The following is a 22,549-nucleotide window of genomic DNA, read 5'->3' as shown; positions in this document are numbered from 1 at the left end:
CTATTTTTGCCCTATGAAATCAGGATCAGCCCTGCTCGGCGCACTGGCGCTCACCATTTTTACTGCTTGTAATTCCAACAGCGACAGCAATGCCGATAGCAGCAACACCGCTGTTCCTTCCAGTTCGGTACAGAACCTCTCCTATTCTATTGCCGCCGCCTACCCGCACGATACCGCTTCTTTTACCCAGGGCCTTGATTTTTACAATGGGCACCTGTATGAAGGTACCGGCAACCTGGGCAAGTCGAAACTAATGCAGGTGGACCTGAAAAGCGGCCAGCCCGTATCGGCACAAAACCTGGCTGCAGACTTATTTGGCGAAGGCGTAACGGTGCTCAACGACACCGTGTACCAGCTTACCTGGCAAAACAAGGTGGTGCTGGCCTATACCGCCAAGGACATGAAGAAGGTGAAAGAATTTCCGATCAATACAGAAGGCTGGGGCATTGCCAACGATGGCAAGAACCTGATTGTAAGCGATGGCAGCAGCAACCTGTATTATTACGAACCATCTACCTTTAGGCTGCTGCGCACCCAAGGTGTAACCATGGACCAGATGCCCATCAACTTCCTGAACGAACTGGAATTCATCAACGGGTTTATCTATGCCAACCGCTGGCAAACACCTTATATCCTGAAGATCGATCCCAACAGCGGCATCGTGGAAGCACAACTCGATTTCTCAGAACTCGTAAGCCGGGTGCAGGCAAAAATTCCGAACCATGATACCGGCACGGAAGCAACCCTCAATGGCATTGCTTATGATGACAGCACGAAGAAAATCTACATCACAGGCAAGCTATGGCCCGAGTTGTATGAAGTGCAGTTCCAGCATTAAAGCGCTGCAAGCTTTTAGCTACAAGCTGCAAGCCATCAAGGCACCAGCGAAAGCTTAAATGATTTAGATACTTTCAATAAAATTCAAAGGCCCGCAAAGTTGATTCTTTGCGGGCCTTTGCTTTATTTCTTCTCACCATTTACGAATGGTCTTTGATACCAAACATGCACCAAGCTATTATAGAAACCGTTGAAACGGTTTGAATTTGGATCGATGCCTGCTGCTTACCCACGGTTGAAACCGTGGGCTAAAAATGCCATCTTGAAGTGACTTGTTTTCAATATTCCCGTTAGCTCCAGTACCTGCATCGTGCAATCAGCAGCCTGCAACGTGAACAAGTCATTTGACCTTTTCCATAACATAAATTAACGAACTGCACCTATCAGGTTGTGCTAGCGCAGTAAGGTTGGAACGCAAGCCTGTGATACCTGCATGCAGCCAACTGGGCTTCTTGCCATTGCGGTACTTGGAGCTAAGCAGGCTGATATAAAATGAATCGAACCACATGGGCTTTTGTGCAGCCAGCTGCAAGCCATGTTGCTGCAACAGGGTTTCAATAGCTTTTGGCGTAAAATGATACAGGTGCCTGGGTACATCATAGGCAGCCCACTGCAGGCGGTATACATCGGCATCAACCGAACGATAATTGGGTACGGCAATAAAGATGCGGCCATTGGGCTTGAGCAGTGTTTTCAATTGCTCCATGTAGGGATGCAGTTCGTGTACATGCTCCAGCACATGCCAAAGCGTAATAGCATCAAAAGAAGCAGGTGCAAACTGAGCCAATGCCTCCGGTGCCGATACTTCAAGCCCATAGAGTTTACGGGCCATGTTGCGGGCATCGCTGTCGGGCTCCACGCCGCTCACCTGCCAGCCTGCTGTTTTCATAGCATTCAGAAAGGCGCCGGTACCACAGCCTACATCCAGCATATGCCCCGTTTCTATCCCGGTTTCCCTTTTAATCAGGTCGGCCTTTTGCCCAAGGGTATATGCCCTTACCCTTTTGTATAAAGTGGTGAGTAGTCCCTTGCTTTCATCGGTATGCGAAATATAATCTTCTGCTTTATAGTAAGGACCAATGCTGGCAGCATCCGGAACGTCCTGTGTAAAACGCAGGGTGCACTGGCCGCACTGCCAGATCACAAATTCCTTTCCGCTTACCGTATAATCTTTTACGGCATGCAAAGGATTGATCTCCTTGCTGCCGCATACCGGGCAAACTGTATAGTGCACTGTTCCGTTCATAGCGGCTGAAAAATAAAAGGTTTTTAGTTTTTGGTTTTTAGTTTTTAGTTGAGGCACCCGCTAAAGTTGGTCATAAGGCATATTAGAAAATGCTACCAACCAGAAACCAAAAACTAAAAACCACAAACTATTTGTATTGCACCGGCATCTCGCTTACTGCCGGTTTCTGCCGAAGGCCGGAAGCATGCGGTGCCCAGTTATTGAGATAGAAATGATAAAGAAGAAAAAGAATGGATACAAGGGCAATGATCCAGCCGATGATGAGGAACCAGTCGCGGGGCTTGTCCTGCTGCAAGGTAGCTTCGTATTCATCGGCGGTGTAGCGCATTTCCTGCTCGCCTACCAGCACCGTATGCGTTACATTTTCGCGCAGTACCCGTTGAGCAGGTACAGCCGACAGCATGCCATCAACCGTTGTGGGCACAAACTGTACCTGGCTGCCACTCCATTCCAAAGCACCCACACCCTGCCAGGCAAGTGGGGCTTGTTGCAGCTGTTGCTGCAGGGTTGTTCCAAATTGTGACAAGGCAGCTTCAGCAGATTCGGCATTGTTGTCGAAGCCGGCTGCTAAAGCCTGCAGTTGGTGCCGCGGCACTGCTGCCTGGCGGCTGAACTGGATTGCATAGGATGGCGGAAGCAGCAATTGGTTGGCTACATCGAGGCTGGCGGGCCGGTCAATCACTTCGAAGGTGCCCACCCCCGGAATAGCCACGGTTTTATACTGAAACAGATAGTCCTGTAATTGTTGAAACACTATTTATTGCTGTTTTGAGCCAGCGAAAATACAACGCCGCCCAGAAAGTTGAGGCCATAAACCGGATATTGGTTCCAACGCTGGTATTGTTTGTTGAAGATATTATTGAATTGTGCCCATACTTTGATGTTTTTGGCCACGCCAAACTCCATACCGGCACTCAGGTCAACGGCGCCCTTCTGGGTGCGGTCGTCGCCACCCTTGGTCAGGTAGCGGGCACCATCAAACGCAAACAGGTCGCTGGTAACATACAGATCTTTCATCACCTGTATGCGCAGGCGGCTGGTGAACTCAAGTGGAAGCAAACCAAAAGCTTTATCATGCTCTTCCAGTTTGGAAAATCGGTTGATGCGCAAAGAGGAATTAAAAGAAACACGCTCGCCATAGGTATAACCCATCTCACCGCTGATATAGGTATTGTTCAGAGATGATTCGTTGGTAACGCGGAACGACTTACCCGAAGCGGTATCGTTTACAAAAAGCGGCTGGTTGTGCAGCTTCGCCGAACCGATGCAAACGCCATAGGTAAAATGACTGCCGATGGAGCCTTTTGCACCGGCATAAGCATCGGTGATGCGGGTATTATACACACTATCAGGTGCCCAGATCCAGGGGTTGAAACCAGCCAGGTACTGGTAGCCCGAATTGCGGTAGCTGCCGATCCAGCCGGCCTGTACGGCTACCGTTTTTTGGGCCGTTCCAAATTCAGCATGGATATTGGGCAGCAGGTGGAAGCTGCCATTATCCCAGCTGGGTTTTACACCGGCATTGATCACCACGCCATTTTTCTGAAAAATCAATGAGGGTGCCAGCAGGAAATAGTTGTTGGCAATGGCATCCCTGTTCTCGGGCTTATACCTGCCCAGGCTGGCTTCAAGCGCCACTTTTGCGGAGAACTGTTCGGTGAAAATCTTACTTACCGGCACATGCAGCCAGGTATTGCTTTCGGTATTGCTCAAGCCATCGCTGAACACATCCACTTTCAACTCTGGAGCATACAGCAGGCCCCATGCGGTAGGCGACAGGTTGCGATAGGCAATACGGCCGCGAACGGTGCGGTACTGCACTTTAATGGAATCTTCCGGGAACTTCAGGGTATCGGGCTGGAAGCCGTATTTATTGTAGCGCTCCAGCACGGTACCCAGGCGGCCGCTCCATTCACCATTACTGCTGTTCTGGAAAAAACCGGCCACATCAAAATCGGTATAGCCAAACTTCTGGTACGGGATCTTCCCTTTGGAAGAAACATGCTTGCCGTAAAAGTTGACGCCATTTGTTTTACCGTCACCCAGCGAGATGCCCGCCTGCAGGAAAGGCGTACTCAGGTTGCCAAAGCCAGCCTTGATATAATTGGCCATGGCAAAACGGCCGCCGGTATCCACCGTCAGCGCCATGGGTTTGAGCGAACCGGGCAGGAAAGCCAGGTTCAGGTTCTGATTGGGAATGGCATAATTCAAACGTGGCCGGCTGGTATCGGCAACAGGCGGCGCTGCGTTGAACTTGATCTTGGCGGCCTCTTTCAGCTCCGGCTTAAAAGTGGACGTTACATTCACTTCCCGCTTTTTGGTGCTGTCTTGTGCAGCCGCACCAACTGTCAGCAAAAGGGCTCCGGCGATTAAAAAGTTCTTGTTCATTTGGGAAACTATTTGGCAAAACCACGAAGACGCAAAGCGACAAAGAAGCACAAAGGCATACAATCATTCTGTTGATCAATTCAGTTCTCCTTCGTATATCCCTTCTGTCTTTGTGTCTTCGTGGTTCAAAAAATCTCGGTTAAAAATCAGTTGGTGGCTACTTTACTGCCCTGTGCTTCTTCGGCGGTTACCTTGGCCAGTTTGTCCTGGGCTTCAGCCTTTAGTTCTGCATTCAGGCTATTATCTACAATGCTCTGGAAGGTGGCCTTAGCATTGAAATAATCCTTTTGCTTCCAGTAAATATCACCCAACAGGATATAAGAGCGGGTAACCCAAAACTCGTAAGAACCCGCTTTGTTGATCACTTCAAAAGCGGCCTTCTCTGCGTCTTCCAGCCTGTTGATACCGAAATAGCTGTTGGCGATTTCGTAGCGGGCTTCTGCACCTAATGCGGCCTTGTTCAGCGACACCACGGTTTTGAAGTTGGCAATGGCTTCATCAATGGTTCCTTTCACCTGTGCGGCTTTACCAATGGCCATGGCCGCCAGGGCTTTGTCTTCGGCAGAAGCGCTTTTTTGCGCCAGCAGTTCTTTGGCATTTTCTACAGCTTCGTTCCATTTCTTTTGCAGGAACTGGCTGCGCAACAGCCCGCGCATGGCTTCCAGCCTGCCTTCCTGTGTGGCAGTGATGCCTTTCAACTGCGTATAAAAACGCTCGGCCTGCGGATAGTCTTTGAGCTCAAAAAAAGCAATGCGTGCAGCCTGCAACACCGCACGGTCGGCGAAGATATTGGGTGCCCTTTCGGCAACATAGCTGTAAGCTGTAAGCGCATTTTTCCAATCCTTGCGGGTGCCAAATATTTCGGCACGGTAATACTGCGCGTTGGTAGTGTAGGCGCCACTGGCAAATCGCTGGAGGTAGTTGTCCAGTGCCTGCAGTGCGAGGTCTGCATTGCCGCCTTCATATTTCAGTTCGGCGGCAGCAAAGGTGAGCGAGTCTTCTGCACTTACCGATAGCGGCTTGCCAGCTTCGCGCATCACTGTAGCATATTCATCGGGGCGGCCCGTTTCCACGTATACCGCTTTCAGGTTGTCCAATGCGGTTTCCGCCTCGGGCGAGTTGGGGTAATCGCTGATCACCCTGCGGTAGTTGGCAATCGCATCGTTGTTGTTATTGAGGTTGTATTGTGCAATACCCTGTTTCAGGTAAGCCTGTGGCTTCAGGCTGCTGTTACCGCCTGCCTTGGCTACCGTTTGCAGGTAGGGAATGGCTTCGCGGTACTGCTCTTCTGCCAAATAGGTATTGGCTATTTCCATGGTGGCATCCATCACCAGCGGTGAGGCAGGAAACTTGCGCACCAGGGTATTCAGGTTGCTGATCTTTTCATTGCTGCTGTTGATACCCGAGATCATCGCCTTTTGGTAGGTAGCATAATCTTCCTGCGGCCACGAGTACCGGATCACATTATCGTACATGCCGCGTGCCTGGCTGTAATTGCGGTTCATGTAATAGGCATCCGCCGTACGCACATAGGCGTCCTGTGTTACCGGGTCGGAGTTGAGCGATACATTCTTTGCCAAAGGCTCAAAAAAGGTTTGCGCTACCGGGTAGTTCTGTTTGCGGTAGTAGGCGTATCCCAAGTTGTATTTGGCATTGTTGGGATTTACCTCACCATTTACCGGTGCACCGCCCTGCAGGTAGGCATTGTAAAACCGGATGGCATCATCCAGCCTGTCGGAGCGGAAAGCCAGCTCGCCTTTCCAGAAGTTTATAAAGGGCAACACGGCTGCATTGTTGGCATCTTTAAAGGCTTTGTCCAGCAGCTCCTCTGCCTGCACCAGCTGACCATCGTTAATCAGTTCGGTGGCGCGGCCGTACAGGATACGGGGATACAGCCTGCGGGCATTCTGCGAAGGATATTTCATGCCTTCGATCAGCGCCAGGGCCTGGCGGTAGTTGCTGGTATTGGTGAGTGCCCCCACCAGCAGGTCGGTGGCCTCCTCGCGGTAGTCGGAAGCAGGATAATCGGTAATGAAAGCTTCCAGGCTGCGCAGGGCTTCGTCCTGGTAACCCAGCTCGTAAGAGAGCTTGGCGTAGTTGAACCGGGATATCTCCCTTTGCTGGGCATCACCGTTGTTGGCCGAACCAAACAGGAAGGCACTGCGGGCATTGGCCTTCTGCCCTGTTTTCAGGTAGGCATCACCCAACAGGTACATGGCATGGAGTGAAAGCGAATCTTCCTTACCACTCAGTTGCTTGAAACCGTCGATGGCCTTGGGATATTGTGCTGTTTGATAATAGGCATAAGAAAGCTCGTACAGGTCTTCGCGGCGAACCTTTTTGCTGCGGGTAACATAATCCTGCAGGTAAGGCGTTGCCTGTGCATATTGCTTTTTCTCAAACAGTGCATGACCTAGCAATTGCTTCAATTCCAGGTCGTAGAACTGTGCCTTGCCCTCTTTTAATTTACGCTGGGCATAATCGAGCGCTTCATCCTTGCGGCCCTGCACATAATAGATCTGTGCGATATAATAAGGCACCACCGACTCGTAGGCAGGATTGTTTTCCACTACACGAAAACTTTCCAAGGCATCGGCATATTGCCTGTCGCGGAAGGCGATAAAACCATAATAATAATTCGCGTCCACATAGTTGGGATCCTCCTTCACCTGGCGGATGCTGTTGAGCAGGGGTTTGGCTTTGTCGAACTGCTGTAGGGTGAAGTAGCCATAGCCCTGGTGAAACTTGGCATCGGCTATTTCGCGGTTGCTCAGGTTGTCGATACCGCCTGCTTCATAGTAAGGCAGGGCGGTTGCGAACTGCTGTTTGCGGAAATAGTATTCAGCCAAGTGAAAATTGAGTTGCTGCACCCTCGCATTGTTGCGGGTGGCGCCAATGTATTGCTGCGCCAGGCTTTCAGCGGCTGGTTCGTTTTGCTTCAGCGCACACACCAGGGTGTAATAATCTACCTCCTGCGCCTGCACGGGGTGTTCGGCACGGGTGGCTTCGCCCTGCTGTTGCTGCAGTTCTTTGAGTATGGGGTAGGCCAGCACGTATTGCTCTTTCTGCATCAGCTCCTTGGCCAGCAGAAAACGTGCTTGCGGGTCTCTATGGGTAAAAGTTTGCTGTGCCTGAGATACGGAAAACAGCAAGCTTAGTGTTATAGGCAAATAATATCGCTTCATATAATCCTTTAGCCGTTGCGGGTAAAACGACTCAAATATTGGTATTATTATAAGGCGGGCCAAAACAAGCCAAAGCGTTTTAACAAGTTGGTGGCAGATGAACTTGTTGCAAAGCAAGCTGTTCTTTGTGATTACAAGCAGAAATGCCAGCGTGCAACGTTTGGGCAAAATTGTTGAAAACTACTCCCTGCTGCTTGCTGCCAATGGGTTAGGTTCTGTGGGTGGATTTATCCATTCCTAAATGCCGCCGGCGCACCATCCAATGCACTTTCAACCGGAACTTTCCCTATCATTGCCCCTCCAAATCACATACTATGAAAAAACTATTCAGCACCCGTGTTTCTGATGGCGCATTTTCCTTTGCCATGCTGGTATTGCGGCTGGGTGTAGGCTTTTTGATGTTGGTAAACCATGGCCTCGACAAACTGATGCACTTTGCCGAGAAGTCGGGCCGCTTTGCCGATCCCTTTGGTGTAGGCTCCACCACATCCCTTTCGATGGTGGTCTTTGCCGAATTCTTTTGTTCCGTATTTATCATCCTCGGACTCTTTACCCGCCTGGCGGTACTTCCCCTGATTATAGCCATGGGCATTGCGCTTTTCTATGCACACAAAGGACAGTTGTTTGGCGAAGGCGAAATGGCAGCATTATATCTTTCCGCATATATCGCTATCCTTTTTGCCGGGCCGGGAAGTGCGAGTTTGGATAAGTTTATTGGGAAGTAAAACCCCCTGTCCCCCTAAAAGGGGGAACTTAGGCCGGAATGCTTCAGGGCAAATCGAATTACGTTTAATCGAAGATGGATAAACAATAGCGCCCCTTTCATTCGGAGGGGCGCTATTGTTGGTAGTTAAGTTTGACCTAAGTTCCCCCTTCTGGGGGACAGGGGGTGGGATGGGGTGAACGCTAGGCTTTAAACCCTGTACGTATCCGCCCGCCAATTCTTAATCTGCTGCTTAATTTCTTTATTGGAAAGATTTCGTTCGGCAGCTTCCTGCGCCAATACTGGCAACTCTTCATCGGAAGCAAAACGCAGGGCAATGATCTGGCTGGTGCTTAAACGCGAATCGAAGCGCCTGCCGGTGAGTTGAAAATAACGCAGGCTCTCTTCGGCTCGGATGGCCCGGTCCTGTGCTTTAAGCGCAAAAAGCCGGGAATGTGCATAAAGGCTAAACAGTATCAGGGATGCAAGTGCAATTAGCGAAGCTTCATACAAGTTATCGGCAGATGTGGTGAACAGGTTGCGTATAGCGCCAAACACCAGGGCCCCAAGCGGTAAGCCGGTGAGCAAATGAAAACTGGGTACAATCTGGCGGTGGTTTTTAAAATTTTGTGCTGCCATGTTTTGCTGTTTGTTTGATTGAGTGGATGCAGACAACTGCTACACGTTTTGAAATGATTTAAAAAACTTATTTGAGTTCATCCAGCACTTTGTACATCTTTTGCACCAGTGCCGAAGAAGTACCATTATAATTGTTTACCAAAAATGAAAAAGCATAGGTGATACCGGCTTTGCTGGTATGATATCCGGTAAAACCTTTAACGCCACCAATAGTACCGCTTTTCATCTTCATCCCATTGTAAGTAGGCAAGGATTGGTATAAACCCTGGTACCAGGGTTGTTTCTTGGCATAAAGCAATACCGTTGTTTGCGCCTTTGTTGTTACCCTGTTTTGGGGCGAAAGCCCGGAACCATCCTGGATATTCAACTCTGTTTCGGCAATGCCTTTTGTTTTCCAGAATTGCTTTATCAGGTCAATACCAGCTTCTGTGGCTGCAGGTTTGCCGCCTTGTTGCGCCATCGTTTTCACCAGTGCCTCCGCATACAGGTTGATGCTTTTTTGGTTCAACCAGTAAACAATGCTATCCATTGAAGGCGAAACTTCCGTATGCAGGATGCCTGCTTGTGTGCCCTTTTCTTCCAGGAGCAAAGCAGGCGCATCCGGCGAAACGGAAGCACCCAGTTCGGCCTTCAGGGATTCGGCAAATTGGTGTACCGGGTTGGGCATGGCACCTGAAACTTTAAAGCGCTGCTCGCCTGCAGGTATGGTCCCCCTGATCACGCCTTCGCGGCTGAGCACCGGCAGGTAAATCAGGGTTTGATCGCCGCTCCCCTTTTCGGCTGCGCTTACCCGTGAGTTGATGGTGAGGTCATACAACTTGGGCTCGCTGCCTACAATGGTGGCCGGTGTGCCGATGGCATTGCCCGAACGCAGGAATAGATCATACTGGTTCTCGCGCCAGTTGAGGGGAAAAGCACCGGCACCAAAATAATTGCCTACATCTTCCCATATCCACCCGTTGGGAATGGCTTCTTCGCCCCATCCTTTATTATAAATGAGCAAGGGTCCTAATTTTCCCGTACCGGTTTTACCCACTGCAGCTGCCAATCTTTTCAGCACGGCGCCTTCACTGTTGTTTGGCCAACGCCAGCTGCCCAAAGTAGGATCGCCCGAAGGCAGGATAAAGAGTTGCGCTGATCCGCCATTTGTCAACAGTCCGAAATGAGTCTGGTACCTGAAGTCCCGTCCCAACAGGGAATAGGCCGTAACACTGGTCAGGACCTTCTGGGTGGAAGCCGGTGCCAGCCCGAACTGTTCGTTGCGGGCAAAAACCATCGCTCCGCTGGCAGCATCGGCTACATACAGTGAAGCCATGGCCTGCTTCAACTGTGCATCGGAAAGGAACTGGTTGAACGCTGTTGCCAACCGCTCCGAAACATTTTGCCCGAAGCTTGTTATAACACACAACAGGCACAAACACAACACAAAAATTCTTTTCATACGCATTAGGTACATTGCGCTAAAATTAGCCATACTGCAAACAACAACCCATGAAAGAAGTATTTGCATCCATTATAACCATTGGCGATGAACTGTTGATCGGCCAGACCATCGATACCAACAGCGCCTACATCGCACAGGAACTGAACAAGATTGGCATCTGGGTAAAACGCAGGGTAGCCATTGGCGATGGCAGGCAGGAAATACTGGATTCACTGGCTGCCGAAAGCAGGCAGGCACAGGTGGTCATCATCACCGGCGGGCTTGGTCCAACGGCAGATGATATCACCAAACCTACGCTGTGCGATTATTTTGGCGGTACGATGATCGTGGATGCGGGTGCTTTGCAAAACGTGGTGCAGATTTTCGAAAGACTCGGGCGGCCCATGTTCGACCGCAACCGCAAACAGGCCGAAGTGCCGGATACCTGTGTAGTGCTGCCCAACCTGCGTGGCACGGCACCGGGTATGTGGTTTGAAAAAGAAGGAACCGTTTATATATCGCTTCCGGGTGTGCCCCACGAAATGATCGGGTTGATGCAGAGCAGTGTTTTGCCGAAACTCAAAACAACATTTGAACTGCCCGTGATTCTTCATCGCTCGCTGTTAACGGCAGGCAAAGGCGAAAGCGAGGTGGCAGAAATCCTGTTACAATTTGAAGCACAGTTACCCAACAATGTCAAGCTTGCGTACCTGCCTTCCTATGGCATGGTAAAACTCCGGCTGACAGCAAAAGGAAGTACCGAAACGGAAGTAGCGCCTGTATTGGAACAGCAGTTCAGCGCGCTGCAACAACTGGTGCAGCAGTGGCTGGTTGTAGCCGAAGATATCCCGCTGCAGGAAGCGGTGCTCAACCTGCTGAAAGAAAAAGGCAAAACAGTTGCTACAGCAGAAAGCTGCACCGGAGGTTACCTGGCGCACCTCATCACGGCAATTCCGGGCTCTTCGGCAGTATACCAGGGCAGCGTGATCAGCTATGCCAATTCGGTGAAAGAAGGTTTGCTGGGTGTACCTGCCGAAACGCTGGCAACGGTTGGCGCGGTAAGTGAAGCAACCGTAACCCAGATGGCCCGGGGTGTGCAGCAGCAGGTAGGAACTGATTATGCCATTGCCACTTCAGGTATCATGGGCCCGGACGGCGGCACAGCCGACAAGCCCGTTGGTACCGTTTGGATAGCCGTAGCCAACCGCCAGGAAGTGCGCACCCGCAAATTCCAGTTCCGGTTCGACCGCAAACGCAACATTGAATTAACCGCAGTCAATGCATTGAACATGCTGCGGCAGTTGGTGGTGGAAACCGCCTAAGTTCAAACCTTCAAGGTTTTGCGGCCTCTCGCTTTTGTGCAAAACCTATAAGGTCTTAAAGACCTTATAGGTTTATTTTTTAAACAGCATTCAAGAAAACCTGTTGCTTTTTTGAAAGCTATCAGGGTTTGCCCGGCCAAATCCATCTATTACGTAAGGCAGGGAGGATATAACCCCCATTGCTTATTTTTGCCCCGCTATATTTTGAGGAACAGCGTCATTGCCTTTGCTGGCAATGACTTTACCCGTTAACGATTGCTTACTTATAAACAACACAGATTATGGCACTAGTAGACCTGGTGATGCCGAAGATGGGCGAAAGCATAATGGAAGCCACCATTCTGAAATGGCACAAGTCGCCCGGCGATGCAGTCCGGATGGATGAAACCGTGCTGGACATTGCTACCGACAAGGTAGACAGCGAAGTGCCCTCCACCGCTGAAGGCGTTATTGAAGAATTATTGTTCCAGGTAAATGATGTAGTGCCCATTGGCAGTATCATTGCCCGGGTACGTACCGGTGCCGCCGAACCCGTTCGGGCCACGGCACCTGCGCCAGCACCTGTACAAGCACAGCCCGATGAAGATGAACTGGCAGGTGTGGAAGTACCTTATGTACCCATGCATGGTTCCGTGCCTCCCCCTGCTTCCGCAGCCGGCACCAACCGTTTTTATTCGCCCCTGGTGCTCAACATCGCAGCACAGGAAGGCGTGCCCATGAGCGAACTGGAGCGCATTCCCGGTACGGGCAATGAAGGCCGTGTAACGAAGAAAGATATACTGCAATACGTGCACAACCGAAAAGGCGGCACAGCACCTGCACAGCAGGCCGCTCCTGTTGCACAGGCAGCCCCTGCGCCGCAGCCGGCCCCCAAGCCACAGCCTGCACCCCAACCTGTGGCTCAACCCGCGGTGGTAATGGAGCAGCCCAAAGCACAACCCGAAACTGGGGTGCAAAAAGCAGCCAGCTACAGCGGTAATGTAGAGATCATCGAAATGGACCGGATGCGCCGCCTTATTGCCGATCACATGGTACGCAGCAAATCCACCAGCCCCCATGTCACTTCTTTTACCGAAGCCGATGTTACCAACCTGGTACAGTGGCGCGACCGTGTGAAAAATGATTTCGAGCGTCGCGAAGGCACCAAGATCACCTTCACGCCGCTGTTTATCGAGGCCATTGTTCGTTGCATTAAAAAGTTTCCCCTGATCAACTCTTCACTCGATGGTAATAATATAGTTGTGAAGAAGGACATCAATATCGGCATGGCCACTGCCCTGCCCACCGGCAACCTCATTGTGCCTGTTATCCGCAATGCCGACCAGCTGAACCTGACTGGATTAGCAAAACAGGTAAATGGTCTTGCCGAGGCGGCACGCAACAATAAGCTGAAGCCCGAAGACATCGCCGACGGCACGTTTACCATGACCAATGTGGGCACATTCGGTTCGCTGATGGGAACGCCCATCATCAACCAGCCGCAGGTAGCCATTGTGGCTGTTGGCGCCATCAAAAAACGCCCCGTGGTCATTGAAACACCCCATGGCGACGCCATTGCCATCCGCCACATGATGTACCTGAGCATGAGCTACGACCACCGCATAGTGGACGGTAGCCTGGGTGCCACCTTCCTGACCGCCGTCGGCAAGGAGTTGGAAAACTTCAATCCTGCAAGGGAATGGTAGGATAGTTATAAGTTTTTAGTTTTTAGTTTTTAGTTCAAAGTCAGTGCACCTAAATAACAAAAGCCCGGAGTGATCCGGGCTTTTGTATGGGTATGATTTATTGTTGGTGAGTTTATTGGTGCATCATTCGTTCGAATAATGAAAGGAAACTATATGTCGTTAGACTCTGTCATGCCGAACTTGTTTCGGCATCCCCGCTGAAATCGGAGTTTACAATAGTAGAGGGAGATGCCGAAACAAGTTCGGCATGACAGCTAACCGCGGGTTCAGGTTTTCCTTCTCGCCTTAAACGTTTTACCAAACACCAAACACCTACCTTCCGTACCGCTCCTTCACCAACTCCGTCTTTTTCCCCCGCACTTTCACGAGGAACAAATCACCATATTGGTTATCGGGCAGGTCCTGCAAAAGGCTTTTACCCGTGAGGGTATTCACCATGTCATCCACGGTATTGGAATGGCCAACTACCAGTACCGGTGCACCCTTGTGCCGTACCAAGTTCTTGATAAAAATCGGGTCCTGCGGATTGTACAACTGTATGGCCACACCTGTGGCGGCACTCAGCGGCCTTACAGTACCCGTGGTGCGGTTGGTAGGTGTGGAATAAATAGTACCGATGCCCTTGTCTTTGAGCTGATCGCGGAGCGCCACCGCACGCTCCTGCCCTGCAGCAGATAATGGCACATCAGTTGTCATCATATCGTTGGCTGGGGCAGCTTCCTTTTCGGCATGGCGCACCACGTAAAAAGAGGTGGTTTTACAGGAAGCAAACAATACCGCAAGCGCTAACACAGTTCTTACCATAAAACGAATTTGCAGCAAGGTAAGGAAGAATGATGCCAGAATAGTCCCCGCAGATTTTTAGTAAATTAGGAATCAAACATTGGCACTATGAAACAATTATCGGAAACCTGGTTTGCAGAAGGCTTTATCGACTTCGAATTAAAAAAATATACCCTGCTGGCTTACCTGCAGCAGGTGTCGGCATGTTTCAATGAAAACAAATTATACCCGCAACTCAGCGATCTTATTTTTCATTACAACAACCTGATTGCTTTCCGGGAAAACAAACGCTTTTTGCAGGAGCAGTTTCCCAAAAAAGCCACCGGTGTGCAACTGGAACGACTGGAACTGCTGTACGAACAAATGATCCAGGACAATGAAGTGATGCAGCAACTGGAAGACATCATCCATTTTTCGGAAGGCAGGATGAAGTCTACCATCACCAGCGGCACGGAGTTGTATGAATTTGTAGAAGAAAAAATTATCATCACGCCCATCGGCCTGGTGCCGTTGGACATACAGGAAGGTTACTTCTTTTTAAGTGCCGGCAACAGCCAGCGTACAAGGGTGTACCACTATCGGCTTTCAATATTTGAAAAACACGATGAGCGTTACCGGGCCATGCGCACGGCATTTATCCAGGACGAAACCCGCAGTTTGTCGAGCACCTACGAAAGCATCAAGCAGCAGTTGATCCGCTATCACAGCACCTTGCCCAACCCTGCCGTGTACAGCATCGAAACCGAATATAGTTTTCCCCTGGAAGAAACATTGCTGCCGGTTGCCAAGCGGAGTTTGGTAAAGTATATTTCAACGGCTGCGTAGAAACGGTTTGAGGTTTTTGGTTTTTAGTTTTTAGTTTCTTGTTGCAAGTTTGTAGCAGATCATTTTACAGAAAAAGAAACAGGCCTGTTACAATTGCAACAGGCCTGTTTCTTTTTGGATAACCAAAAACCAAAAACCAAAAACTAAAATCCTAACACTACAACAACCCCCACTCCTTTCCTTTCTCTACCGCAGGCACACCATCGGTGATCCACTTAGTGGGTTGGGCGCCTTTCAGCATCCAGTCGAAATATTGTTGCTGGCGCATTTGGATATCCTTACGGTTCTTGCGCTCCACCAGGTTGTGGGCCTCTCCATTGTAGTTGAGCAGCCATACGGGTTTGTTGAGGCGGCGCATGGCGGTAAAGAGCTCAATACCCTGGTACCAGGGCACGGCACCATCGGCGTCGTTGCTCATAATTACCAGTGGCGTTTTGATTTTGGGCAACTGGAACAGGGGCGAGTTCTGGAGGTAGAGATCGGGGCGCTCCCAAAGGGTATACCCAATACGGCTTTGGCCTTTCTCGTACTGGAACTGGCGGTTTACACCACTCTCCCAACGGATACCACCGTAAGCCGATGTCATGTTGGCAACCGGCGCACCCGCCCATGCAGCTTTAAACATATTGGTTTGTACCAACAGGGCCAGCACCTGGTAGCCACCCCAGCTTTGCCCCTGAACCGCAAGGTTCTTTTTGTCCACCCACTTGTTGCGGGCCAGATGCTGTACGCCGCTCACGATGTAGTTGTAAGCATCCTTTGCCGGCTGTCCTTTTGTATAGCTGATATCGGGTGCAAACACCAGGTAGCCACGGCTTACATAAAAAGAAATATTGAGGCGGCTGGGCGTGGGTGCGGGCGCATTGTAGCTATACAAACCATCAGACAGCTTTTCGTAGAAATAAGCAATCATGGGGTATTGCTTGGTGCTGTCGAAATCTTCGGGTTTGTACAGGATGCCTTCCGTTTGTTTGCCATCAAAGGTTTTCCAACGCACCAGTTCGGCTGTGCCCCAGTTGTATTGAGCCTGTTGCGGGTTGGTGGCCGACAGGCGCTGCTCGTTTGCCAAGTTTTCGCTTACAAACAAGTTGGGCGCATGGGTAAAGCTTTCCTTGGTATAAGCCCACACTGCGGCATCCTTAGCTTTGATGGGCGATCCCAAACTGAATGGCTGCAGGAAATCGCTGCCGGTCAGCTGTCCACCCTGGAACAGGCGCAAACCTTTCTTCTTGGTTTTGTTGTCAAAAGCGCTGAACACAAGCGGCTCGTCAAAAGAGATAAACCTGTTGGTGGTATCTGTGCGCTCAAAACGGTAGGTGATTGCCTGCTTGCGACCCGATGCAGTCCCAAACAAATTTTTGGCAGGCAAGTTTCCACTGGGATCCAAACGCCATACATCATAGCGGTCATATACATACGCAAAGCTGTCAGCCTTGTGCCAGCCCATTACACCATAAGGACCGGGCTCGATGGGCGTGTCGTGTTCTTCATCAAAAAGCGGGTGCGGAATACCTTTCGATACCTGGCGGGTGGCAGTACCATCCCAGCAGAAATACTGGCGTTTGGCAGCATCGTACCAGAGCATGTACTTACCCGTGGTGGAAGCATAAGTTTGTCCGTCGAGTTTAGTAGCAAGCAGGATCTTCTTGCCGGTTGTGGGTTCAATGGCATACAGGTCTTTGAGGGTGCGGCCGCTCCATTGTGCCTGCACCCTGCGTCCGGTGTCCGTAGCCACAAAGAAATAGCGGCCATCACCATCCCCTGTTTGCAGTACCACCGGAAAGTTCTTGTCCGCCAGTTGCAGCATCTTTTGCGCAGCAATATCAAATAAAGCAGTATAGTTCCGCTTCAGGTCTTGCTGCAACGTAAACAGTTGTTGCGATTGCAGGTAATCGTCGTTATAATGCCAGATGTCCAGCTTTACCTGGTCGATCTCGGCCAGCGATGTGTCTTTGGGAGCAGCAATGGGCGCCGTACCAAAAAACAGGCGGTTGCCGCTTTTGCTGAAGGTGATATTGCTATGTTCGCTCACCCGCCACTGTTGCGGCAGGCCCGGTGTGTTGTTGAACACAATGCGGCGGGCACTGTCCATGCCTTGCTGGTAGAGGTACACACCATAAAACTTTTGCAAGGCCTTGGTGCTGCTGTCGCGTTCGGCAACAAAGGCAGCTTTGGCGCCGTCTTCGCTTAATGCCAACCCACGGAAATCATTACCACCCTTTAAGATGGTATCCAACTTATCCTTGGCCAAATCGTACAACACTATGGCGTTTGCAATTGCTGAATCCTTCGCTGCCTTCAGCGCCTTCATCAGTAGGCGGTTACCTTTTTTATCAAATACATAATCGCCGATATTGGCAAAGGTGTGCTCCTTGCCTGTGGCCAGGTTGCGCAGCACCAGGTCGGTACCGGTGTTGGCGCCGGCGGCACCATCAGCAGGGTCTTCTGCATCCATCCCATCGGCGCTGCCGCCCTTTACCTGCTTTATCTGTACCACCAGTTGCATCAGCGAATCCACCTTTTTCTGCAGGCTATCCACTGTTTTTTGCGTAGCGGTATTTACCGAAGCCCTGGTGGGCACCTGCGCTTTGTGGTAAGCCAGCCACTGCCCCGATTGCTGGGGTATTTTGTAGGAAGCGATGCCCGCTTTTTTCACCAGGCTATCGGTTCCAAGGGCCAGCACCGCCAGCGAATCCTTGGGCATTTCTTCCGACTTTTTCTTTTTGATGCGTGCCGCACGGGTATCGGCATAAAAAGGCTTGATGCGGCAAACCAGGTAGCGGCTGTCGGCGCTGATCAAAGCGGAATAGCCGCGTGGAATCGTCCGGACGATACGCTTGTCGGCAATGCTTTGCACGTACAGGGTGCCATCTCCCTCCTGCGGGTTGACGGCATAGGCCACCCATTTGCCATCGGCGGAAAGGTGGCGTTCTCCAATACTTTGCCAGCCATCATATATGGTGTGATCGAGCGGCTTCTTTTGAGCGTGCATTGTTGTTGCACCCACGAGGGCCAACAGACAAAAAATTTTTCTCATGTGCAGAAAAGTGAGGCAGTAAATATAAGCCAGGATGGAGTTAAAAGGCGGAAGTTCAAAGTTGGAAGTACGAAGTTGGAAGTGCAAAGTAGGAAGTACGAAGTATAAAGTACGAAGTCATAAAGCGGCAGCGTTTTGACGTACACAAGCCATAGGTCTCTGGGAAGGAAGGGCGGGGTTCACCAAGTGACGTTGTGATTTCAAGCGTTTATACCAATAACAGTACACTTACATTCGAAGCATACAGTTTGAACCATCATCCGTGCCTCTTCAACCATGATGATGTTCGGAGCCACTGAGCCCGTAGGGCTCGAATCTGAATAGCCGCCAGTACAACCGGCGGTAAAGAGAAACAGGTAATGTTTTTAGAACATCCAACCCCGTAGGGGTTGAACCTCTATGGCTGTTCAACCCCTACGGGGTTGGGCGTAAAGGGATATTGAGGACTATTGATTCCGCCGGTTACACCGGCGGCTATTCAGATTAAAGCCCTACGGGCTTTGATAATTTCCGCTGAGGCCTGCTACGTACATACATACATACATACATTTACATACATACATACATTCATACCTACTTCCTTATTTGCTTACTTACTTACATGCTTATTTACTTACTAACTACGCTTTGGCCGCAGAAGCATCACCATATGCAACACCACCGCCAGTGCGATGAGTAAAAAACCGAGGTAAAACCAGTTGCTCAGGTACTTGTTTTCCTGGTATAAAAAGAAGGCGAGCGCAATACCATACAGCGGCTCAAGGGTGAGCGTAAGGTTCATGGTAAATGCCGAAATATGCTTGAGCGAACGTATGTATAAAAAGAAGGTAAGGATGGTACACAGCCAGCTGAGTACCGCCAGCCAAACCCAATCGAAAGCAGTGGGCCACTGCCAGCCATTGGGTGCCAGTTGCAGCAAAAGCGGCAACAAAAGCGTTAGCCCTGTAAAACCACCCGTGAACTGGTATAGGGTGATCTGCTGTGGTGTGTACTGGTTGATGTATTTTTTATTGAGCACCGACACCAGCACCGTGAGCAGGGCTGAAACCAATCCTACAATGATGCCCCAGGAAAACTGGAGGTGCGAGTTGTAAATAACCAGGATGCCGGCAAGGGCAAAAAATCCAAGGAAGATTTCCCGTGTTTGAAATTTTTGTTTCAGCAAAAGGGGCTCTATAAGCGAAGACAGCAAGGCGGAAGTGGACAAACAAGTAAGAGCAATGGTAACATTGGCCAGTTTGATGCTGCCATAAAAAGTAACCCAATGCAGGGCCTGCACCAACCCGATGCCACCAATAAGCAAAACAGAGCGCGCCGGTATGCGGCTGATCTTATTTTGAACGGCAAACAACACCCACAACGATACCAGCGTAATAAGCAAACGGTACCACACCAGCAGGGTGGCATCCAAACTTATGGCCCTGCCCAACACGCCCGTAAAACCCCACAAAAACACTGCGGCATGCAGTTGCAACAAGGCCTTTTTCATGGCGCGAAATTCGGAGATAATTGATTTCGGATGTGGGATTTCGGATTTCGGCAGCGGGTAGAGCTTTGCACTTGTATTCAAAACGGGTGTCTTTAAAGCGTAAATACTGCTTGGGGTTTATCCAAAGCAAGAGGGCTCTAAAGACAAAGCCCAAGGCGGCACCTAACTAGAACTGAGTAAAAAAGCCCCTTGTGGCAGGCCAATTAAGCTAAGGAAAATCACCCTTTAAGGATAGCCCTGATTAAATACAAAAACTATTTCAAGCGGTAACCTCAATAGGCTGCAAGTGCATCAGCCCCGGTTTGTACACCCACAAACAGGTAAAGTTTATACACGCACCCATACTGTCCAAAAGATCCCAAATCCGAAATCATAGATCCGAAATCCATCATATCTTCCCTATTACAACTACCTGCTTATGGATCCTATCATCTCGCTGAAGCTGCTCAACAAATGGTATGGGCAGAAACACGTACTCCAAAACATCAACCTCGATATTTATCCCGGGCAGGTCATTGGCTATATCGGGCCCAACGGTGCAGGCAAGAGCACCACGGTAAAAGTGCTGTGCGGCCTGCTTACCGATTATACCGGCGAAGTACAGGTAAAAGGTATTGAAGTAAAAAAAGACCCGCTGGCTGTAAAAAAGCTGATTGGCTATGTGCCCGAGCTGGCTGAACTCTACGACGTGCTCACGCCCTGGGAATACCTCGAATTTGTGGCCATGCTCCAGGGCATGGAAGCCGAAGTATATAGACCCCGCATCGAAAAGATGCTGGAAGCTTTTGGATTGCAGGGCAATATGTACCAACGCATGGACAGCTTCAGCAAGGGCATGCGGCAAAAGGTATTGCTCATTTCCGGCATCCTGCACAACCCCGAAATCATCATTTTGGATGAACCCCTCAGCGGCCTCGATGCCAACAGCGTGATCCTGGTAAAAGACCTGATCAGCAAGATGGCAAAAGAAGGCAAGACCATCTTTTACTGCAGCCACATGATGGATGTGGTGGAAAAGGTAAGCGACCGCATTGTGCTCATTGCCAACGGGGAGGTGCTGGCCGACGATACTTTTGAAGGCCTGAAAGAGCGCTTGGGCCAAAGCCACCTCGAACAAATATTTGCTTCCCTCACCGCACAAGGGCAAACAGCGGACAGTGCCGACCAGTTGATGCAGGCATTTGAAACCAATAACCAGTTATGAACATCATCAACAAAGGATTGCTGAAGGCAGCCATGGCTCCCCTGGGCTTTTACCAACGGCTGGGTGCCGACCCTGCACAGGTATACATGATCCTGCATACCAAGCTCACCCTCGACGACCGCACGCACAACGCCATGCAGCAAATGCGGCGGAAGCAGAACGACAAGCCGGCAACCATGGCCACCCTGGGCACCATGTTGTACAGTGCCGTATTGGGCTTGCTCTACCTCGGTGTATTTGCCATTGGCGCCGAAGGCATCACCCGCTACACCTTTTACTTTTCCATGTTCCTGGTGATGCTCTGCTCCCTGCTCATTGCCGACTTTACATCGGTATTGCTGGATGTGCGCGACAACTACATCATCCTTACCCGCCCGGTAAATGACCGCACTTTCTTGTTGGCCAGGCTGCTGCATATCCTTATCCATCTTACCAAGCTGGTGCTGCCTATGTCGCTGCCCGGACTTGTTTATACCGGTATCAAATACAATTGGCCCAGTGCGGCCTTGTTCCTGGTAGTGGTGGTGTTGCTTACCCTGTTCAGCATTTTTGTCATCAATGCCGTGTACCTGGCCGCTATGCGGCTGGTATCGCCCCGAAAGTTCCAGGCCATTGTTTCCTATATGCAGATCATCCTTACCGTAGTGGTATACGCCAGCTACCAGCTGGTGCCCCGGATGATGGTGAATATGGGCGAAACCCGGTTCCGCATGGGCGAGCATTGGTATGCACTACTGGTGCCCTCCTTTTGGTTTGGCGCCCTTACCCGAATTTTCCAGGGGTACGTAACGCCTTACGAAATTGCAGGCGCCATCATGGGTATTGTATTGCCGATTGTAGCTATCTGGATTGTAGTACGCTATATGGCAGGTGTGTTCATCCGCAACCTGACGCTTAGCTATGCTACACAGGAAAACGCCCCGGCACAGGAAAAACTGATCGTTCAAAAGAAAGGATTGAGTGAAACCTTCAGCAAGCTGCTTTCACCCAAAGGTTTTCAAAAGGCCGGTTTTCTTTTTGCCTGGCGCCTCAGCGGCCGCAGCCGCGATTTCCGGATGAAGGTGCTCCCTTCCATCGGATACTTCGTTGTGTTTTTGGGCTATGCAGTTTACCGAACCATCAGCAGGGATGAATCGGTAGCCTACCCTTTAAAACCCAGCCATGCGGCAATATTTTTATATATGACAACTTTTACCCTGCTGCTTGCAGTTACCCAAATGAGCTACTCCGATCAGTGGAAAGCCAGTTGGGTGTTTTATGCAAGGCCGCTTCAAAAACCGGGTGCCTTTATCCTGGGTGCCTTCAAAGCCCTAACCACCAAGTTCTACCTGCTGCTTGCTGTACCTTATTGCGTACTAGCGATCATTTTGCTGGGGCCGGCAGCTATTCCCAACTTACTGTTTGGTTTGTTCAATGCACTCCTGATTGCAGCTACCATGACGCGCTTTGCCGGTATGCAGCTCCCCTTTGCCAACCCTACTAAAACGAATGTTTCCGTTTCCAAGTTTTTCCGGGCGCTTGCGCTTTATGGTTTGGCCGGTTTGATGGGCGGGTTTCATTACCTGATCAGCGGTTTTACCTTGCTGCTTATTCTTTGCAGCCTGCTTGCGCTGGCGGCACTTTGGCTGGTGCTGCATAGTATTGCCAACTTAGGTTGGAACAATGTGGAACAACAGGAGGTATAATGCCATTTATTTAAGAGCTGGGGGAAAAGTTGCAAGCTATTAGCTGCAAGCTTCAAGTTATTATTATCCACAACCAAAGTGAAAACGGTACAACCTGT

Annotated in this window: 16 protein-coding genes; 7 read left to right on the top strand and 9 right to left on the bottom strand. The window is 50.4% G+C overall.

What is annotated here, in order from left to right:
• The first annotated feature begins 13 nt into the window (after positions 1–13).
• Positions 14–838 carry a glutaminyl-peptide cyclotransferase gene (locus BUE76_RS10940; protein WP_073046136.1) on the top strand — a complete coding sequence of 275 codons (825 nt, stop codon included), beginning with the start codon at positions 14–16 and terminating at the stop codon, positions 836–838.
• A 339-nt stretch (positions 839–1,177) separates the two neighbouring features.
• Here the strand turns inward: BUE76_RS10940 and BUE76_RS10935 are convergent, their stop codons facing one another.
• The 4 genes from BUE76_RS10935 to BUE76_RS10920 form a co-directional block, all read right to left on the bottom strand.
• On the bottom strand, positions 1,178–2,083 hold the full coding sequence (locus BUE76_RS10935) for a class I SAM-dependent methyltransferase (protein WP_073046133.1): 906 nt from the start codon (positions 2,081–2,083) through the stop codon (positions 1,178–1,180).
• Between the two features lie 127 nt (positions 2,084–2,210).
• Positions 2,211–2,837, bottom strand: a complete 627-nt coding sequence (locus BUE76_RS10930) for a hypothetical protein (protein ID WP_073046131.1) — start codon at positions 2,835–2,837, stop codon at positions 2,211–2,213.
• Entirely contained in the window at positions 2,837–4,471 is a 1,635-nt protein-coding gene (locus BUE76_RS10925; protein ID WP_073046128.1) for a hypothetical protein, read from the bottom strand. Before BUE76_RS10925 ends, BUE76_RS10930 begins: the two co-directional genes overlap by 1 nt.
• 146 nt (positions 4,472–4,617) lie before the next feature.
• Positions 4,618–7,656, bottom strand: a complete 3,039-nt coding sequence (locus tag BUE76_RS10920) for a tetratricopeptide repeat protein (protein WP_073046125.1) — start codon at positions 7,654–7,656, stop codon at positions 4,618–4,620.
• A gap of 314 nt (positions 7,657–7,970) precedes the next feature.
• Between BUE76_RS10920 and BUE76_RS10915 the strand changes: the two genes are divergently transcribed.
• A complete protein-coding gene (locus tag BUE76_RS10915; RefSeq protein ID WP_073046122.1) occupies positions 7,971–8,381 on the top strand; it encodes a DoxX family protein in 411 nt (136 codons plus the stop codon).
• A 188-nt stretch (positions 8,382–8,569) separates the two neighbouring features.
• On the opposite strand, the gene BUE76_RS10910 is transcribed toward BUE76_RS10915, so the two are convergent.
• The gene (locus BUE76_RS10910; protein WP_073046120.1) at positions 8,570–8,998 is read right to left on the bottom strand and encodes a DUF6526 family protein; all 429 of its coding nucleotides are present in this window, start codon (positions 8,996–8,998) and stop codon (positions 8,570–8,572) included.
• A gap of 67 nt (positions 8,999–9,065) precedes the next feature.
• Positions 9,066–10,439, bottom strand: a complete 1,374-nt coding sequence (dacB, locus tag BUE76_RS10905; RefSeq protein ID WP_073046117.1) for a D-alanyl-D-alanine carboxypeptidase/D-alanyl-D-alanine endopeptidase — start codon at positions 10,437–10,439, stop codon at positions 9,066–9,068.
• 50 nt (positions 10,440–10,489) lie between these two features.
• Between dacB and BUE76_RS10900 the strand changes: the two genes are divergently transcribed.
• Together BUE76_RS10900 and BUE76_RS10895 are read left to right on the top strand one after the other, a co-directional pair.
• The gene (locus tag BUE76_RS10900; RefSeq protein WP_073046114.1) at positions 10,490–11,743 is read left to right on the top strand and encodes a competence/damage-inducible protein A; all 1,254 of its coding nucleotides are present in this window, start codon (positions 10,490–10,492) and stop codon (positions 11,741–11,743) included.
• A 281-nt stretch (positions 11,744–12,024) separates the two neighbouring features.
• Positions 12,025–13,428: a dihydrolipoamide acetyltransferase family protein gene (locus BUE76_RS10895; RefSeq protein WP_073046111.1), complete on the top strand. Its 1,404-nt coding sequence runs from the start codon at positions 12,025–12,027 to the stop codon at positions 13,426–13,428.
• 312 nt (positions 13,429–13,740) lie between these two features.
• On the opposite strand, the gene BUE76_RS10890 is transcribed toward BUE76_RS10895, so the two are convergent.
• Positions 13,741–14,232: a SixA phosphatase family protein gene (locus tag BUE76_RS10890; RefSeq protein ID WP_073046108.1), complete on the bottom strand. Its 492-nt coding sequence runs from the start codon at positions 14,230–14,232 to the stop codon at positions 13,741–13,743.
• A gap of 87 nt (positions 14,233–14,319) precedes the next feature.
• Between BUE76_RS10890 and BUE76_RS10885 the strand changes: the two genes are divergently transcribed.
• A complete protein-coding gene (locus tag BUE76_RS10885) occupies positions 14,320–15,036 on the top strand; it encodes a hypothetical protein (protein WP_073046105.1) in 717 nt (238 codons plus the stop codon).
• 157 nt (positions 15,037–15,193) lie between these two features.
• Here the strand turns inward: BUE76_RS10885 and BUE76_RS10880 are convergent, their stop codons facing one another.
• Together BUE76_RS10880 and BUE76_RS10875 are read right to left on the bottom strand one after the other, a co-directional pair.
• The gene (locus tag BUE76_RS10880) at positions 15,194–18,028 is read right to left on the bottom strand and encodes an alpha/beta hydrolase family protein (protein ID WP_245798404.1); all 2,835 of its coding nucleotides are present in this window, start codon (positions 18,026–18,028) and stop codon (positions 15,194–15,196) included.
• A gap of 661 nt (positions 18,029–18,689) precedes the next feature.
• The gene (locus BUE76_RS10875; RefSeq protein ID WP_073046103.1) at positions 18,690–19,562 is read right to left on the bottom strand and encodes a DMT family transporter; all 873 of its coding nucleotides are present in this window, start codon (positions 19,560–19,562) and stop codon (positions 18,690–18,692) included.
• 418 nt (positions 19,563–19,980) lie between these two features.
• Between BUE76_RS10875 and BUE76_RS10870 the strand changes: the two genes are divergently transcribed.
• Positions 19,981–20,766 carry an ABC transporter ATP-binding protein gene (locus tag BUE76_RS10870; RefSeq protein WP_073046101.1) on the top strand — a complete coding sequence of 262 codons (786 nt, stop codon included), beginning with the start codon at positions 19,981–19,983 and terminating at the stop codon, positions 20,764–20,766.
• Positions 20,763–22,451: a hypothetical protein gene (locus BUE76_RS10865; RefSeq protein ID WP_073046098.1), complete on the top strand. Its 1,689-nt coding sequence runs from the start codon at positions 20,763–20,765 to the stop codon at positions 22,449–22,451. Before BUE76_RS10870 ends, BUE76_RS10865 begins: the two co-directional genes overlap by 4 nt.
• Positions 22,452–22,549: the final 98 nt, after the last annotated feature.

The organism is Cnuella takakiae, assembly GCF_001953305.1.
Lineage (GTDB): Bacteria > Bacteroidota > Bacteroidia > Chitinophagales > Chitinophagaceae > Flavisolibacter > Flavisolibacter takakiae.
This window is presented reverse-complemented; position numbering and strand designations above follow the sequence as displayed.

What these genes read in the sequence shown, in the direction of transcription:
- BUE76_RS10870 (WP_073046101.1), top strand. Translation starts at nt 19,981, where the DNA reads ATGGATCCTATCATCTCGCTGAAGCTGCTCAACAAATGGTATGGGCAG.
- BUE76_RS10865 (WP_073046098.1), top strand. Translation starts at nt 20,763, where the DNA reads ATGAACATCATCAACAAAGGATTGCTGAAGGCAGCCATGGCTCCCCTG.
- BUE76_RS10920 (WP_073046125.1), bottom strand. Translation starts at nt 7,656, where the DNA reads ATGAAGCGATATTATTTGCCTATAACACTAAGCTTGCTGTTTTCCGTA.
- BUE76_RS10885 (WP_073046105.1), top strand. Translation starts at nt 14,320, where the DNA reads ATGAAACAATTATCGGAAACCTGGTTTGCAGAAGGCTTTATCGACTTC.
- BUE76_RS10875 (WP_073046103.1), bottom strand. Translation starts at nt 19,562, where the DNA reads ATGAAAAAGGCCTTGTTGCAACTGCATGCCGCAGTGTTTTTGTGGGGT.
- dacB (WP_073046117.1), bottom strand. Translation starts at nt 10,439, where the DNA reads ATGAAAAGAATTTTTGTGTTGTGTTTGTGCCTGTTGTGTGTTATAACA.
- BUE76_RS10880 (WP_245798404.1), bottom strand. Translation starts at nt 18,028, where the DNA reads ATGCACGCTCAAAAGAAGCCGCTCGATCACACCATATATGATGGCTGG.
- BUE76_RS10915 (WP_073046122.1), top strand. Translation starts at nt 7,971, where the DNA reads ATGAAAAAACTATTCAGCACCCGTGTTTCTGATGGCGCATTTTCCTTT.
- BUE76_RS10890 (WP_073046108.1), bottom strand. Translation starts at nt 14,232, where the DNA reads ATGGTAAGAACTGTGTTAGCGCTTGCGGTATTGTTTGCTTCCTGTAAA.
- BUE76_RS10900 (WP_073046114.1), top strand. Translation starts at nt 10,490, where the DNA reads ATGAAAGAAGTATTTGCATCCATTATAACCATTGGCGATGAACTGTTG.
- BUE76_RS10940 (WP_073046136.1), top strand. Translation starts at nt 14, where the DNA reads ATGAAATCAGGATCAGCCCTGCTCGGCGCACTGGCGCTCACCATTTTT.
- BUE76_RS10895 (WP_073046111.1), top strand. Translation starts at nt 12,025, where the DNA reads ATGGCACTAGTAGACCTGGTGATGCCGAAGATGGGCGAAAGCATAATG.
- BUE76_RS10935 (WP_073046133.1), bottom strand. Translation starts at nt 2,083, where the DNA reads ATGAACGGAACAGTGCACTATACAGTTTGCCCGGTATGCGGCAGCAAG.
- BUE76_RS10925 (WP_073046128.1), bottom strand. Translation starts at nt 4,471, where the DNA reads ATGAACAAGAACTTTTTAATCGCCGGAGCCCTTTTGCTGACAGTTGGT.
- BUE76_RS10910 (WP_073046120.1), bottom strand. Translation starts at nt 8,998, where the DNA reads ATGGCAGCACAAAATTTTAAAAACCACCGCCAGATTGTACCCAGTTTT.